Genomic DNA, 15,080 nt, shown 5'->3' with positions numbered 1-15,080 from the left:
CAGATGCTTTGCCACTCATTGCCTCTAAAAGTCATTTTATGTTGTTAACTTGGATTCCCCGTTTGCCGACTATCATTTTGGTCAAAAATAGGCTATAATAATGTGTTATTTTATTATCAAAAAGGAGCTTTTTAATGAATGTTATTTGTTCTACTCTAAATGCAAAGTTCATCCACACGAACCTCGCGATCCGTTATTTAAAGTCTTATGCCGCTCCCGAATTTAACATCCAATTGAAAGAATATACTATCAAAGATCCAGTCATGAATATTGTCTCAGATCTTTATCAAGCGAAACCGGCAGTTATCGGATTTAGTTGTTATATCTGGAACATCGAAGAAACCCTCAAAGTAGTCAATATGCTTAAAAAAATTGACCCTGCCCTAATCATAGTCTTAGGCGGCCCTGAAGTAACCTATGATACAGCTGAATGGATGGAAAATTACCCAGAGGTTGATTTTATTGTCATGGGCGAAGGGGAACAAACCTTTAAGCAACTGCTCGGGGAAATCATGACAACGAAAAACTATCAAAATGTCAACGGGATAACCTATCGTGAAAATAAGCAAGTAAAGAATACCCTACAAATGAATAAGCTTGACCTAAAAGACCTTCCGTCTCCATACCGCTTTCCGGAAGATGTTGCCGAATTAGGAAAACGTGTCACCTATATTGAAACGAGCAGGGGTTGCCCATTTAGCTGCCAATTTTGCCTATCTTCCATTGAGGTCGGGGTAAGATACTTTGACCGTGAAAAAATAAAAGAGGATATTCGTTATTTAATGGCCAATGGAGCAAAAACCATTAAATTTGTTGACCGAACTTTTAATATCAGCCGAAGCTATGCCATGGAAATGTTCCGTTTTCTTATTGATGAACATCTTCCTGGAACGGTGTTTCAATTTGAAATAACCGCTGATATTATGCGACCGGAGGTTATTGAATTTTTAAACCAAGAGGCACCAAAGGGCCTTTTCCGCTTTGAAATTGGTGTTCAGTCGACCAATGACTTTACCAACGAGCTCGTCATGCGTAAACAAAATTTCACGAAGTTAACGAGAACTGTCACAATGGTAAAAGAAGGCGGCAAAATTGACCAACATCTGGATTTGATCGCGGGGCTGCCCGAGGAAGACTATTCATCATTCCGGAAAACATTTAACGATGTATTTGAAATGAGGCCCGAAGAATTGCAGTTAGGCTTTTTAAAAATGCTGCGTGGAACAGGAGTTCGTCTGCGCGCTGAAGAACATCAATATGTCTATATGGATCATTCTCCGTATGAAATCTTGAGCAACAATGTTCTTTCATTTGATGATATTGTTAGAATTAAACAAGTGGAGGATGTACTAGAAAAATATTGGAATGACCATCGCATGGATCATACGGTGGAATACTTAGTGACAAGGGTTTTCCGAACACCATTTGATTTCTTTCAGGGGTTTGGTTCCTATTGGGACAAACAGGGATGGTCAAGAATTGGCCATCAGCTTGAAGACTTGTACCGCCGCTTATTCACCTTTCTTGAGCAGCAATCACTAGATAATCTCGATGTAATTTCCGGGCTTATGAAGTATGATTATTTAAGAGTTCATAAATATAAACCAAGAAAGCCATGGTGGGAAGCAAGTTCTGATAAAAATGAACGAAGTTTATCGTATAGACAAATTGTTGAAAATCCCGCCCGTTTAGGCCCGAAATTCCTCGAGCTCAAACTGGATGAAAAAGAATTGTTTAAGCATACCATACTAGAGGATCTGTCCTTTGATTTAGGGAAGTATCTAACAACAGGTGAGCTTGAAAAATATCCTGCCAATTTATTAGTTTACTTTGACCCGACGAATAACAAAACGCTTCTTTTCCCCTATAAAGGAATGAAATAAGCCGGATTTCCGGCTTATTTTTCTTTTTTTCCTTTTGATTTTAACCGCTTCCTTGCTTCAAAAAGCTTTACCCCATTTACATCTCCAATTTCAACGCTAAATTCCTCAATCGGTATCCGCGGTGGAGTTTTACGCCTGCTGCCCATTACCTTCTACCTTTTCTTCCTTGTTTCGAATTACGATTAGCGAATCTAACGGCATTGTTATTATCTGTAAACTCAGCAGAAAATTCACTTTCCTGAACATTTTTGTGAGGGGTCTTCGTATATTTTTCCACTTCATCAAATTCAGCTTTTCGTTTCGCCAATGTAAAATTCCTCCTAAAAAGTTTTCTTACGTACCCCCATAGTTTTGAACAAATTAGTTGTAATCATTCTTACCTAATTTTTCATAAATAAAAATTCCCTTCAGGCGGAAAATAATGAAAAAAGGAGTGAGCAAACATGATGAAATCTAAAAATAATCAGAACTCAAAACAACTAGGGATAGATGAAACCATGCCACATCAAATAAATGCACCAAGCTTTGAAGGGACCGGTATTCAAATGGAGAAGCCCTTTGTCAACAAGCATGGGGTGACGATCGGAGACAGTATGTATGCATCCGAAAATTCCCCTTTGGAAAACTGGTCAAAAGATACTGACCCTTCGATTATGGCAGGAGATGATTGGGTTCATCCCACAAATGATATCGGCTGGAACACTACGGAAAATCGTGAATTGCTTGAAAGTAAAAGAAAACCTCAAGCCTCCCCCTTTATGCACCCTACAAAAGATGTTGGGAAAGGAACAGATTAATAAGAAAAGCCGAAGCCGCTTGGAGCTCAAAGGACAGGCTCAACTTCCAGTTTGGCAAAACATTACCACTTATGAAAAGGGAGCAGAAAATGAATACTACACTTACAGAGGACAGAGTAGCCTCTGTAAGAGAAAAGGAGTTGAAACAACATGGCAAATAGCAGCAACAAATTATTAGTACCGGGGATTGAGCAGTATTTAGATCAAGTAAAATACGAAATTGCACAGGAATTCGGCGTAAATTTAGGCTCAGATACAGTTTCAAGAGCAAACGGCTCCGTAGGCGGCGAAATTACAAAAAGACTTGTACAACAAGCACAAGCCCAAATGTCTGGTCAGTTTACCAACCAATAAATGAATAACAATGGAAAAAAGTCCGGTTAATAGCCGGACTTTTACTTTTTATGATCTTTCTGATGAGGACTGGTAGAAACACTATGTTGCTGGTTTCCCCTATTTTGTGGCTGGGGCTTTTCCCTCTGTTGTTCTGGCTTCTTAAATTGTTCTTGCCTTTTGGATTGTTCTTGATCTTGTTTCCATCGCTCTTCATCTTGTTTTTTCAATTGACCCGGTGGTATTGGTTTTCCTTCGGAATGTATCGTTTTATCTTTAGGGGTTTCCCTTGTTACTCCCAAGTCTTGAACAGCGTTTGCTTCTGTCTGTTTCTTCAATTGTCCTGGAGGAGTTATTTTTTCCCGCTCTGAAGTCTGGGCTTTTTGTTCTTGCCCTTTCTCTTTTACAATTGATTTTGGTCTCTTCTTTTGTGATGATGATTGACTCATTTTTTCTTGGTAAGTTCCTGTTGAGATCCCAAGTTCTTGTGCTTTTTCCCGTTCTTTTTGAGAACCTGTAAGCACTTTTACATCTAATTGCTGATTGTTCACGGTTTCTTTAATCTTACTCATATTCTTTTCAAATGCCTTTTCTGCTTTTTCCTTTGGTTGTTCTGTTCTCACAGTAGAAATGATGACAGGTTCATTATTTCTTATAAAACCGGCATTTTTCATTTTAACTAAAATCGACTTTGCTAATTGGGAAACGTCCTTTTTCTTCCAATCAGGCAATTCTGAAATAATCCTTTTTCCGTCCTCATTGAAACCAGTTAACTCTACAACCTGCATCTTTTTATTTACACCAATCTCGATACTAGGATTCGCATCAATGGACATATAAGCATATGCGGTATTATTTTGAAAACTTGGGATTAATGAGCCAACTCCTATCAATAAAACAGCCATTACAATCCACACCGCTTTTAGTTTAAAAGCATTCCTTAATGAAAAAGAGGTTTTAGAGGAATTACCACTTTCCATTGGAAAAAAGTAAATTTCTTCTCCAATCGTATATGGATAGTCTTGTTTCTTTGTGCGGCAAAACTCACCCTCGGGGGTTAGAAGCGTCAAAAACGTATCATCCACTTCCATTACAATTCCCTTTTTCATGTATCTAACACCCCCTTTATATAATCCTTCATATACAGATAATCATTAGATAAAATAAGTGCAATCGCAATAATGTATTTCCGGTTCCGTTCAATTGTCTTTCTGCTGACATTCACCATTTTTTCTAATTGTTTTATGGGGAGACGTTTTTTTTCAAATAATAATTCCTTCAACTCTTGGTTGTCGACTAATATTTTTGCTGTCAAAATCGCACTTTTCCGCGCATCGGCATGTTTAGGAGAATTTTCAACTAAGTCGCTAAAACTTAAATCAAAAGTTGTTAATAATCTCTGAAAGTGAAGAATCTCCTCTTTTCTTAATTGTTCATCATTCTTTTTTTGATAATCATCAAGAGAAAGTTCATTTACAATGATCGAACCCGCTGAATCTTCCTCATTGATGGCATTGGTTATATCAATACTAATATGTTGATTTTTAGTTTGTTTACGAATATAGTCAATAACTCTTCTTTTAATGATTACTTCCGAAAAACTTAACAGGGAGCTTCCACGCTCAGTTGAATACTTTTCAATAGCTTCATTAAACGCGATTAGACCAATGCTAAATTCATCATCGGATTCATATATATAACGCCTGCATACAGAAGAAACTGTTTTGGCAATAAAAGGCTTATAGGCATCAATCAACTCATCAAGCAAGTCACGGTCACCTTGTTGAATTAATAAGACCGTTTCTTCTAGCGTTCTTTTTTTTCTTTTGGTCATAAACAATAAACTTAGCATTTGCTCACCTCTATTCGACCAATTATAACATATTTCGCTATTTTGGACTTTAAGAGGGAATAGTATTTTCTTTACATAATTACGGTTCTTCATAAATGGTTTATGGGGGTTATGGCAAAAGTTTTTTCCAATAAAAAAACCCCAAACCAGTGATCCTGATTTGAGGCATTAGATGGATTATTTATTCTAACGCTTTTTTTGACAATATAAATTTAATCATAAACCCTATTAACAGACCAGGAATCAAAAACAGCATGGGTAAAAAAACTGGACCTGGGTGTATATGAAAAATCGTCACCTTAGGCGAAATCATTAAACCGACCGTAACAAAATATGCACAAAAGACAAAAGGCAAAAAGGAATATTTTTCATCTGCTGGCATCGCCTGCCGATACCCATCCCACATCGAAAACATATAAACACATGGATAAAACATAAGCCATTGGTAATTTATGACCGCCTCAGCCATTTCAATTTCACCCAAGAAACTATACATGATCGCCTGGTTAAAGCGACTTTTACCATTCATAACAAATTCTAAGCCAACAAATAAAACACCTTTAATATAATGACCTGTTAATAATTGACTGAAACCGGGAAAAGCAATATTCCATAAAACAGCTTCCAATTTGCTTAATTTTTTCATTGTACAATCCCGCTTCTACTTGGCAATTTTTAGAATAAAAAACTTCTCAATTTAGTTTTCCCATCCTTGTGCCAAAATAACTAGCAAGAAAAATTTTTCCACCCTATCCTTGGACTTTCTACTCGTGTTGATCCATTGGATTATATAATTTTATGTTAGGATTCTTTTCTTGGAACCATCGAAGGGCAAAGTCATTTTCAAATAAAAATACATAATTGTCAAAACGGTCCTTCACCAACAGGCTCCGTGGACTCGATAGATTTTCATCCACGGTTTCGTCTTCTACCCATCGGGCAATTTTCGAACCCAATCGTTCCATTAAAACCTCAGCATTATATTCATTTCTCATTCGATGCTCAAATACTTCAAATTGTAGCTGCCCTACAGCACCTAATAAATACTCATCGATACTGACCCTTTTAAAAAGCTGAATCGCTCCTTCTTGGACAAGCTGCTCAATCCCTTTATAAAAGGATTTTTGCTTCATAACGTTTTTAGCAGAAACCTTCACATATAATTCTGGAGTAAACTGCGGCAATCTTTCATATTGGAAATGATCCTTCCCAGTGGTCAACGTATCGCCAATTTGGTAAGTGCCAGTGTCATATAAGCCAATAATATCACCACTGACAGCTTCCTCAACTGTGTTTCGTTCTTCAGCCATAAAGGAAGTTGATTGAGATAGCTTTAATTGTTTTCCTAACCGTGGAATATTAACAGTCATCCCGCGTTCAAATTTCCCCGAACAAACCCGGATAAAGGCAATCCGGTCACGGTGGGCAGGATTCATATTAGCCTGAATTTTAAAGACAAAACCCGAAAATTGTTCACCTAAAGGATCAATTTCTCCAATCGAGGAGTTCCGCGCCATTGGCGGTGGTGCAAATTTTAAATAAGACTCAAGAAATGTCTGAACACCAAAATTGGTTAACGCACTTCCAAAGAAAACAGGTATTAAATTGCCTTCAGCCACTTTCTCAGTTGAAAACTCATTACCTGCCTCATTTAACAGCATAATTTCATCAAGAGTTTGATCATATAGTCCTGATAATTTCAATGGGTGCTCACCTGAAATTTCACCCTTGTCATTTAACGGGATAAACCGTTCATTTTCACTGACTCGAAACTGTTCTACTCGATTATTAAAACGGTCATAAATGCCGAGGAATTCTTTTCCCATTCCAATCGGCCAGTTCATTGGATACGATTCGATTCCAAGTACTTCTTCCAATTCAGCTAGGAGCTCAAGTGGTGATTTCCCTTGGCGGTCGAGTTTATTAATAAACGTAAAAATGGGAATTCCGCGCATTCGGCATACCTTAAATAACTTTAGAGTTTGTTCCTCTATTCCTTTTGCCGAATCAATAATCATTACTGCACTATCAACAGCCATCAATGTTCTATACGTATCTTCACTGAAATCCTGGTGTCCAGGCGTATCTAAAATATTGACGCGAAAACCGTCATAGTCAAATTGCATCACACTGGAAGTGACAGAAATTCCACGTTGCTTTTCAATTTCCATCCAATCACTTGTAGCAAATTTTCCTGTCTTTTTCGCCTTTACAGTACCGGCATCGCGAATAGCACCGCCGAATAATAATAATTTCTCTGTTAGTGTCGTTTTACCGGCATCCGGGTGGGAAATAATCGCAAATGTCCGGCGCGATAATACGTCTTCTCTAAAATTTTTACCCATCATGTCTTCCTCTCTTTTGCCAATGAAAAATTTTTAATCATAACTTTAATCTTATCAGAGCAAATGATATCTTTGCAATATTTCAATTGATTGACCCTGATTTTTTCTTTTATCGCTTATGGTACAATACTATAATAGATAGTATGCGGATATATATTAGGAGGAAATATGGAAGTTAATAAAATAGACCCACAGACCTTAACATTGTTGCATAAAGCATTTGAAATTGTTCTTGAACAAAATAATGTCTCTTTTCATAAAATTGGCATTACTGAAGAAGGTGAGCAGCTCTTATTTTTGTATGAAGGGAAGGATGGAAAAGTTCATGTTTTTAAATGGAGTAAAGCATCTTCCTTTGGTGTTAGTATTGGTGTGCTTGCTCAAAGTGTCCTGATGCCCATTATTCCCCATCTTCGTTTACTGTCTTAGCGCTAGACAATTCTTTGAAGTCGAAATTTATACTTTTTTATCTTTAAAAAAAACACGCATTTTGTGTGTTTTTTTCTTCCACTGATTCCCACATCCATTTTTCTGGAAGTTACTTTATAATAATAGTAGATGACCCTGTTAAAGGAGATGATGTAGGATGAATAAAAGTAAAAAAGTAGTTTCCAAGTTTATCCCATTATTCACTGCGATTATTTTTGTATTTTTAGGTACCGTTTGGTATGTCCAAACTTCAAATAACGAGGTCACCATTCCCTTCACTTTAGTCGAAAAAACAATTCAGGCTCAAAATGGGAAACCAGTAACTTTGACTGAACGTGCGGATGGCAGCCTAAACATGAAAGCTGGAAACAAAGAATATATTTCTCATGTCCCGCCGAACAGTCAAATGATTGATAAACTTGTTGAAAAATATAATATCGAATATTCATATACCACTAGCAGTAAATATGGCAAGTGGATTATGGGCGGTTTCGTTTTATTACTTGCGGGTGCAGCAATTACCCTGCAAAAGAAAAAGGGCGGATTTGGCCTTCATAACTCAATGAAAAACAGTGTTTCTAAGTCTCGCCCCCTTCCTCCTATCAGTTTGAAAGACGTAGGTGGACTTGGGGAAGAGATGAAAGAAGAAATCATGCAGACAATCTCTTCCATAAAGGAGCCGGAACGGGCCATTAAATTAGGCATAAAACCACCAAAAGGAATTTTGTTGTACGGACCTCCTGGTACAGGGAAAACTTTATTGGCTCAAGCCATCGCACGCGAGTTAAATGCAGCTTTTTTCACTGCCAGCGGATCTGCTTTTAACGAATTGTTTGTTGGTGTTGGTGCCAGCCGCGTCCGTTCCTTGTTCCAAACGGCCAGGAAACAAGGTCCTGCCGTAATCTTTATTGATGAAGTGGATGCTCTAGCGGGTAAACGAAAAGCACATGGCGGAGAGGAAGCAGAAAAAACCTTAACGGAACTTCTCGTTCAACTTGATGGCGGTCATTCCAATGATGGAATATTGTTTATTGCCGCTACAAATCGAAAAGACATGCTTGATGAGGCTTTCCTAAGACCGGGAAGGATCGACTTTTCCTTCCATGTACCATTACCAGATACTAAGGGTAGAAGAGAAATTATTGATATCCATACCACGGGCAAGTCTCTTGCCGATGATGTTTTTGCATCGTTGGATGACTTAGCTGAGAGTACATCTGGTTTTTCGGGTGCTGAACTTCAGTCCCTATTTGAAACAGCTAGCAGACGTGCAGTTAGAAATGGGCAGGATATGGTCCATAAGCATGATCTTGACTATGCCCTTGACAGGACCATTCTAGGCAGCACCTCTCGTTCCTTACAGGAACATGAAACTAAACACAGGGTGGCAATCCATGAGGCAGGACATGCAATTGTCGCCTCATTAACGAAGCCTGGTTCGGTTCGGAAAGCTACGATCATCCCTCGAGGAGAGGCTCTTGGGTATGTAGCCCCCATTCCTAAAGAATTACATTTGTCAACGAGCTCTGACTTACTTGACCGGGTTGCCATGGTATTAGCCGGCGGTGTTGCTGAAAGAATGTTTTTGGGTGAACACAGCATCGGTGTAAGTGGCGACGTACAGCAGGCAAGACAAATCATTGAACAAATGGTGGATATAGGTATGCTTCAGGACGGTTTTACTTTGACATTTAACAAACAAGATAAAGAAGTAAAAATGCAGGAACTCTTTACGAAGGGCTTAGAAAAAGCAGAGACCTTAATTAAAGGCCATCAACATCAGTATCAGCAATTAGTTGATGTTTTATTAAAGAAAGAAACAATCGAGGGTTCAGAGGTCGAAGAAATTGTTTGGGAGAAGTTGAACAACACAGAAAACCTTGTATTGGCATAAAAAAGACTTTAAAGCTCCAGTACCTTTGGCACTGGAGCTAGTTTGATTACCATCTAAAGCAAGCCGCTCCAACAATAATCAACAGAATAAATAATACGACGATTAGAGCAAAACCGCCGCCAAAGCCGACTCCACCGTAGCCACAACCACCACCATAGCCGCAGCCTCCAAATCCACCATATCCGTACATTAAAATTCCTCCTTATTTATATCAATAGAATCCATAACCCCAAGAAGCTCCGATAATGATTAACAATATAAACAAAACGACTAGTAGGGCAAATCCGCCTCCGTAGCCACCTACTGCACCAGACATTTAACATTACCTCCTTTTCTAGAATTCCATATATCCTATTCACCTAGATAAAAATGTGCGATAGACACCTATCCATATTCATTAGTTTTGAAAAAAAGAATAAGCCCATTCTTTTGCAGATGAGCTATTAATCATTTTTTCAGTTTTATTAACATTTTGGTTCGATAATAGGTAGCTCCCGATTAACTAATTTGGGGGATAGTGGCTGAATTGTACAAAAACAGCTCAAATCAACTATCGTACAGTTATCCGTTTTAATCAGCGAATACACATCATCACATAAATCCACCGGGCAACCATCCATATCTACTGGTATTAAGAGTGATAGCGTTGCACAACAATGTTTTGAATCAATATTTTCTAACCGAAAAACCTGTGTAGTGAAAAAATCCCCATATCTTGTTACCCCAAAAGTTTCAAATGGACATTTTCCATTTGAAAGGATAAATGGGATTGTGTCAAAACCAATATCCTCACAGATGAAACGGAAGCCTTCAAAAGATAATTTTTGCTGTTCTTCAAGAAGTTGTTCCATTTCATGACATATACACTGTTCAACTTCACTTATTCCCATACCCTGCCTCCTCCCATTTGTTTCACAAACATCTCTTATTGTAAATTATTCTATTCTTACCATATGGTATAGGCTCCTCTCACACGATAAACAGGTATTTATCCGAAAGGGTAGATACCTAAAAAAACTGCCAGCATATGCTGACAGTTTTTTAGCCAAAAGGATATGTTTAGCCTCAGCTTCAATCAATAATTCCCATTCGTATTGCTTTGACAGCTACTTCCGTCCTATTTTGGGCATTAAGTCTCTTCATAATATTTGATATGTAATCTCTGACAGTAAATTCACTTAGATAAAGCTTTAATGCCGCTTCTGCAGTTGAAGCACCGTCCGCTAACAACTTAATAATTTCCGTTTCTCTTGGCGACAAAGTGATGGAATCTCTTTCTGGCAACTCAGGTTTTTTAAGATCTGCTTCGATAAACTTTGAAAGCAACTCTCCAGAACTTTGCCCAAATTTCATCAATGCAGGAAACAGGCTGGTATCCACAGTAAAATGCTGTCCAGGGCCTTGGTCTAAAACAACTCCCCCAATTATTTTTCCTTCCTCTGGAACATAAATAGGAACAATAATTAACGAGGTCAAATCAAATTTCTTCACATACTTTTCCGGAAGATCCTGTTCTGCGCAGGATATATAAATCGGCTGGAAGTTTTTCATTTCGTGACCCTGTGATTTTAATTTCACAAGGCTTTCATTTAGTACCGGGATGTTGGTAATTTTTTCAGCAATTGCCTGAATTTCTTCCGTTTTTAAATGATGACCAAATAAACCAACCCCGACGCTTTCCTTATTGGTAAACTTAAAAAGTGCACACCGTTCAAATGGAAGGAAATAACCAAAGCCAAAGCAAATATTCTCTACTGACTCCTTAAAGTTTTGTGAGCGGATGATCCACTCATTAAATAAGATAACCGCATCCTTCCAAATACTATAATTCTCATTTTTCGATTGAAACAGCATCACTTCGCTTATTTTTGAAAACAAATAATGGACCGAAGGATGTAGTTTCGAGGAATAAGCAATTCTCGATTTTAAAACCTTATGAGCAGCGTTCTCTAACAAATTCAGATGAAAGATTAATGCTTCTGGTTCCGGCTGCCTGTGAAATTGAGCATTCCATTCATCCTGAATCTCATTTAACATTTGATATATATCAACGGTTCCTTCATGAACTGAACGTAAAAATCTGACTAAAAACTCACTAATAAATTCAAAAACAGCAATTGATTTTTTCTTCGTATTTTTTAGCGATTGGAGCATTTGGCTCCATTCTTGTAAAAGATCTTCTTGATAATGACATAACATGATAACAGCATCGTTTAAAAGATTATCCAAATGGTGGTTTAATGACTTTGACATCCTTAGCAAACACCCTTCCTTGTAAATCTAGGCTGTTATTCCCCTTGTATTATAACAGTTTATACCTATTACATAATTCACCGAAACTATTCAAAATTCCTGCTTTTCTTCCATATTATTAAATATTTTGTCACCTCTTGCTCTACCTCATATATTTCAAAGATTAACTTCCTACAAATGTAGGGATTTCCATGGAAACTAATTTATCATAAAATTATGACGAATAGTGAAAGCATTTACATTTTCATTGGAATGGTTTCACATTTTTATATTAAAAGGAGGAATGTGTATGAATTTAGCAGTAGAATCGGCAATTATTGGCGGGCAGACGGTTAAGAAGAAACTCATCATTGCATTAGTAGGGGGCTTTTTATTTTTAGTAGCACTATTAGGTACTTTTGGGGTGACAGGTATGGCCGCAGCCATGCCATTAGTGGGCGGGTTTACTGTCAGCTTTGACGAAATGACCGGTACAGGATTTAAACTTTATGGCAGTCTTGCCGATAGTGCCATGAAACAAAACAACCCGGTTGCTGTTAATGAAATTGACAAAGCAACAATAACCAATTTGAAAATCTCAAAATCCATACCATTTTTAGGGATAAACGCAGTCATTACTGCCGAAAAGCCAGTTGAGATTACCGGTCTTCAACAAAAAGCAACAATGGTTAAAGGCGATGCTTCATTTAATGAGCTAACCATGGCAGAAAAATTTGTTGGCGATCGTGATCTTTCGAGCCCAGCAGTACTTGCTGGAGCAGCTGCAGAACATTTTACACAAACGGCTAATTCAATAACCATTAAGAATGGTGTACTTGATACTGTGTATCTTTTCCAAAAAACCGTAACTCTTGGTGGTATGAAGGTTTCATTTGAACCAGCTAAATAACTTGTGCATCAGGGAATTAACAGGTAAGGGTGATATGAATGAGCTCTAGGTATTCAAAACGTACTAAGTTTAAGAATTGGAGAGCAAGGCGCCCCTTTTGGGGGGCGACCTTGTCCATACTATCAGGAATCATCATTTTAATGGTACCTGCACAGCTTTACGAAATTGCAGCTGCACCAGGTAGTATGATTGTTGTTGGCCTATTATTAGGAGGTCTGACCCTTCTAATGGGTGTCCTAGCATATGTCATGCCTAAGCTTTCAACCCTGTTTGGAATTGTAGGAATCTTTACCTCGGTTTTATCCATTATGGGGGCATTAGGCGGTTTCTTAATTGGGACAATTTTAGGAATTGTTGGTGGGGCCATGATGATTGCCTGGAAACCAACAATGGCTGTAACAGATTCCCAAGATGAGTCAAATAAAATTCAAATAGCTGAAATAGAGGTTGCATCAAGCAAAGAAACATTACCCGAATAATCATGCGAAGCAGTTTATATGTTACAGAAAAACGGTGATAGAGTTGAAGCAGAGAAGAAAACTTTTCAGAATTGGACTCATATTAATTATTGCAATGAGTGGATTTTTAATCCCCACGAATCATAGTTCTGCAGTTGAATCTACAATAATAGGATTTATTATTGAAGCAGATCAATTAGAGGGTACCATTAAAGGTGCTGAATTAATAAATGGGGAAACAGCCGATCAACCAAGTCGACCCATGCTTGAACTAAAATTTGAAGATACAAATGTTAAAGGATTAAAGATTAAGAAGTTAATAAAGACCCCAAATGGTATCGTCACGAACATAATTAGTTCTGGTGATACAGTTCTTTTTAATAACTTGTCCTTATCTGTTACAAATCCGGGGGAAATCGTTACTTACAAACCAGATAACGGAAATTTTGGTCTAAAAAATGTTAAACTCCTCGCACACCATGTGACAAGTGATCAATCCATTCTTCCAAAATTTAATGTAAGCTTTGTAGAGGGCGGAGATGTTGAATTAGAACCCATGAATGAAACCAATCTAAGTGCGGTAAAGTCAAAGATCGAATATATACTTAAAGAACAGTCTCAAACCATAAAAACAAGCGATGCTGAATAAAAGCATCGCTTGTTTTTCATTAGTACATCAAAAGTTCAATAAAGTAAAAACCACAATCTTTTTATATTGTAAAAAGACTGTGGTTCTAGCTTTTGTTAAGGATTCTATTGTCAATCAATGCTGTTAATTCCCCTTAATAATAAATATGGTTACGGAGTTTTGATTAGTTCTTTGAAACCGTTCTTGCCGCGTTCTACTAGATTTAAATGGGTATTTCTGGCCTTCTTCACATATTCCTTTCGAACAGCAAGCCAAGCATTTCTACGACCACGGTTATTGGCAATGTTTGCTTCTGCATTTTTTTCGAAATTGTCTTCTAGTTGATCGACGATATGGAAGATAGATCGAATTGGTGTAAGCGCCAATTTCTCTAATTGACCTGTAACCTCTTTCAATTGGTTCTTTAATTCTGCTCGGTCATTTACATGGATCGTTTCTTCTTTCTCAACTTCTTTACCTCTATTAATTTGATGCATCAGTTCAGTTGCCATATCCTTGTTTGTTCTTTTCGCTTGCTCATATAATGTTGCCAAGGATTTACGGTATTGTTTATTGAACTTGATGACCTCCCTTACCGCATTAACATAGGCATCTTCTCGGTTTTCCCGAAGCTGCTCAGCACGTTCACGTGATTGCTCGTACTGATCCCAAAATGTGGTAACAAATGATCCTACAACGATCGATTCCTCTACTGTTGGAATGACTTTTTCATCCGTAGTAAGAACCGTTTCACTCTTTTTCTGTGCCATCGTCCTTCCTCCTCCTACTTTTTTTTACTTTCTCTATTGGATCCCTCTTTTGAAAAGAAGGCATATAGAGCTCAAGAACACTGGAATACATCTTGAAGAATTGGTCTAGGATGGATTGATAGGTTTCTAGTTGATTGGCATAGCCTTTTAAGTATGTAACCCCTGCTTTTGTAATGGAATATCTTCTTTTTGCTGGCCCGCTTCCTGCTGTATCCCATTCTGATGAAACAAGTTCATCCTTCTCCAACTGTCTTAACATCCGGTATAAGTTCCCTTGATCAAGGGTCTTAAATCCGAATGTCTCCAACCTTTGGCTAAGTTCATATCCATGAAGAGAAACTTTGCTAAGAAGCAATAAAATAAATGGCAGCACAAAATTTTTGGATGGATTGACTGATTGATTATCTTGGTTTACCATATCTTTATCACCTCACCTACATGTATTTTACACCTATGAGTCATATTATGTCAATGTGTAAAATAAATATATGTAAAAATAGAATTTAGATGTTTACAATTGGGTGGGCTTGGTTATAAACTTAATAAAAT

20 protein-coding genes are annotated in these 15,080 nt (G+C 37.7%); 8 read left to right on the top strand and 12 right to left on the bottom strand.

Annotated elements, in window-relative coordinates; genetic code table 11:
• Positions 1–134 precede the first annotated feature (134 nt).
• Positions 135–1,883 carry a B12-binding domain-containing radical SAM protein gene (locus G6554_RS00475; RefSeq protein WP_166237685.1) on the top strand — a complete coding sequence of 583 codons (1,749 nt, stop codon included), beginning with the start codon at positions 135–137 and terminating at the stop codon, positions 1,881–1,883.
• Between the two features lie 14 nt (positions 1,884–1,897).
• Here the strand turns inward: G6554_RS00475 and G6554_RS25935 are convergent, their stop codons facing one another.
• Entirely contained in the window at positions 1,898–2,029 is a 132-nt protein-coding gene (locus G6554_RS25935; protein ID WP_278187262.1) for a hypothetical protein, read from the bottom strand.
• Complete coding sequence (locus G6554_RS00470; protein WP_166237684.1) at positions 2,029–2,190, bottom strand: hypothetical protein; 162 nt, start codon at positions 2,188–2,190, stop codon at positions 2,029–2,031. Before G6554_RS00470 ends, G6554_RS25935 begins: the two co-directional genes overlap by 1 nt.
• A 136-nt stretch (positions 2,191–2,326) precedes the next feature.
• Here G6554_RS00470 and G6554_RS00465 point away from each other — a divergent pair, with 136 nt between their 5' ends.
• Both G6554_RS00465 and G6554_RS00460 read left to right on the top strand, forming a co-directional pair.
• A complete protein-coding gene (locus G6554_RS00465) occupies positions 2,327–2,680 on the top strand; it encodes a DUF3905 domain-containing protein (protein WP_374049553.1) in 354 nt (117 codons plus the stop codon).
• A 150-nt stretch (positions 2,681–2,830) separates the two neighbouring features.
• Entirely contained in the window at positions 2,831–3,034 is a 204-nt protein-coding gene (locus G6554_RS00460; protein WP_166237683.1) for an alpha/beta-type small acid-soluble spore protein, read from the top strand.
• A 41-nt stretch (positions 3,035–3,075) separates the two neighbouring features.
• Here G6554_RS00460 and G6554_RS00455 read toward each other — a convergent pair whose 3' ends face one another.
• The 4 genes from G6554_RS00455 to G6554_RS00440 all read right to left on the bottom strand — a co-directional run bounded on the left by G6554_RS00455 (position 3,076) and on the right by G6554_RS00440 (position 7,210).
• Positions 3,076–4,122 (bottom strand): anti-sigma factor domain-containing protein, encoded by a 1,047-nt coding sequence (locus tag G6554_RS00455; protein ID WP_166237682.1) that lies wholly within the window; start codon positions 4,120–4,122, stop codon positions 3,076–3,078.
• Entirely contained in the window at positions 4,119–4,865 is a 747-nt protein-coding gene (gene sigI / locus G6554_RS00450; protein WP_166237681.1) for an RNA polymerase sigma factor SigI, read from the bottom strand. The genes G6554_RS00455 and sigI overlap by 4 nt, the downstream gene beginning before the upstream one ends.
• Positions 4,866–5,046: 181 nt before the next feature.
• Entirely contained in the window at positions 5,047–5,511 is a 465-nt protein-coding gene (locus G6554_RS00445) for a hypothetical protein (RefSeq protein WP_166237680.1), read from the bottom strand.
• A 118-nt stretch (positions 5,512–5,629) separates the two neighbouring features.
• Complete coding sequence (locus tag G6554_RS00440) at positions 5,630–7,210, bottom strand: peptide chain release factor 3 (protein WP_166238113.1); 1,581 nt, start codon at positions 7,208–7,210, stop codon at positions 5,630–5,632.
• A 168-nt stretch (positions 7,211–7,378) separates the two neighbouring features.
• Between G6554_RS00440 and G6554_RS00435 the strand changes: the two genes are divergently transcribed.
• Both G6554_RS00435 and G6554_RS00430 read left to right on the top strand, forming a co-directional pair.
• On the top strand, positions 7,379–7,639 hold the full coding sequence (locus tag G6554_RS00435; RefSeq protein WP_166237679.1) for a hypothetical protein: 261 nt from the start codon (positions 7,379–7,381) through the stop codon (positions 7,637–7,639).
• Between the two features lie 157 nt (positions 7,640–7,796).
• The gene (locus tag G6554_RS00430) at positions 7,797–9,533 is read left to right on the top strand and encodes an AAA family ATPase (protein ID WP_166237678.1); all 1,737 of its coding nucleotides are present in this window, start codon (positions 7,797–7,799) and stop codon (positions 9,531–9,533) included.
• Positions 9,534–9,579: 46 nt separating this feature from the next.
• On the opposite strand, the gene G6554_RS00425 is transcribed toward G6554_RS00430, so the two are convergent.
• The 4 genes from G6554_RS00425 to G6554_RS00410 form a co-directional block, all read right to left on the bottom strand.
• Positions 9,580–9,723, bottom strand: a complete 144-nt coding sequence (locus tag G6554_RS00425) for a YjcZ family sporulation protein (protein ID WP_166237677.1) — start codon at positions 9,721–9,723, stop codon at positions 9,580–9,582.
• 21 nt (positions 9,724–9,744) lie between these two features.
• Positions 9,745–9,849: a YjcZ family sporulation protein gene (locus G6554_RS00420; protein ID WP_166237676.1), complete on the bottom strand. Its 105-nt coding sequence runs from the start codon at positions 9,847–9,849 to the stop codon at positions 9,745–9,747.
• Between the two features lie 148 nt (positions 9,850–9,997).
• The gene (locus G6554_RS00415) at positions 9,998–10,423 is read right to left on the bottom strand and encodes a CotY/CotZ family spore coat protein (RefSeq protein ID WP_166237675.1); all 426 of its coding nucleotides are present in this window, start codon (positions 10,421–10,423) and stop codon (positions 9,998–10,000) included.
• Positions 10,424–10,604: 181 nt separating this feature from the next.
• Positions 10,605–11,786 carry a response regulator transcription factor gene (locus G6554_RS00410; RefSeq protein ID WP_166237674.1) on the bottom strand — a complete coding sequence of 394 codons (1,182 nt, stop codon included), beginning with the start codon at positions 11,784–11,786 and terminating at the stop codon, positions 10,605–10,607.
• A gap of 289 nt (positions 11,787–12,075) precedes the next feature.
• On the opposite strand from G6554_RS00410, the gene G6554_RS00405 reads away from it, so the two are divergent.
• The 3 genes from G6554_RS00405 to G6554_RS00395 are packed head-to-tail and all read left to right on the top strand — an operon-like array spanning position 12,076 to position 13,782.
• On the top strand, positions 12,076–12,675 hold the full coding sequence (locus tag G6554_RS00405; RefSeq protein WP_166237673.1) for a DUF6230 family protein: 600 nt from the start codon (positions 12,076–12,078) through the stop codon (positions 12,673–12,675).
• Positions 12,676–12,713: 38 nt separating this feature from the next.
• Positions 12,714–13,154, top strand: a complete 441-nt coding sequence (locus tag G6554_RS00400; protein ID WP_166237672.1) for a DUF6114 domain-containing protein — start codon at positions 12,714–12,716, stop codon at positions 13,152–13,154.
• A gap of 43 nt (positions 13,155–13,197) precedes the next feature.
• Positions 13,198–13,782: a hypothetical protein gene (locus tag G6554_RS00395; protein ID WP_166237671.1), complete on the top strand. Its 585-nt coding sequence runs from the start codon at positions 13,198–13,200 to the stop codon at positions 13,780–13,782.
• 149 nt (positions 13,783–13,931) lie between these two features.
• Here G6554_RS00395 and G6554_RS00390 read toward each other — a convergent pair whose 3' ends face one another.
• Both G6554_RS00390 and phaQ read right to left on the bottom strand, forming a co-directional pair.
• Entirely contained in the window at positions 13,932–14,531 is a 600-nt protein-coding gene (locus tag G6554_RS00390) for a hypothetical protein (RefSeq protein WP_166237670.1), read from the bottom strand.
• Positions 14,512–14,949, bottom strand: a complete 438-nt coding sequence (phaQ, locus tag G6554_RS00385; RefSeq protein WP_166237669.1) for a poly-beta-hydroxybutyrate-responsive repressor — start codon at positions 14,947–14,949, stop codon at positions 14,512–14,514. Before phaQ ends, G6554_RS00390 begins: the two co-directional genes overlap by 20 nt.
• Between the last annotated feature and the right edge of the window lie 131 nt (positions 14,950–15,080).

The organism is Bacillus sp. MM2020_4, assembly GCF_011250555.1.
Classification (GTDB): domain Bacteria; phylum Bacillota; class Bacilli; order Bacillales; family Cytobacillaceae; genus Neobacillus.
Note: the sequence above shows the minus strand (reverse complement) of the source record. Positions and strands in the feature narration are given on the sequence as shown.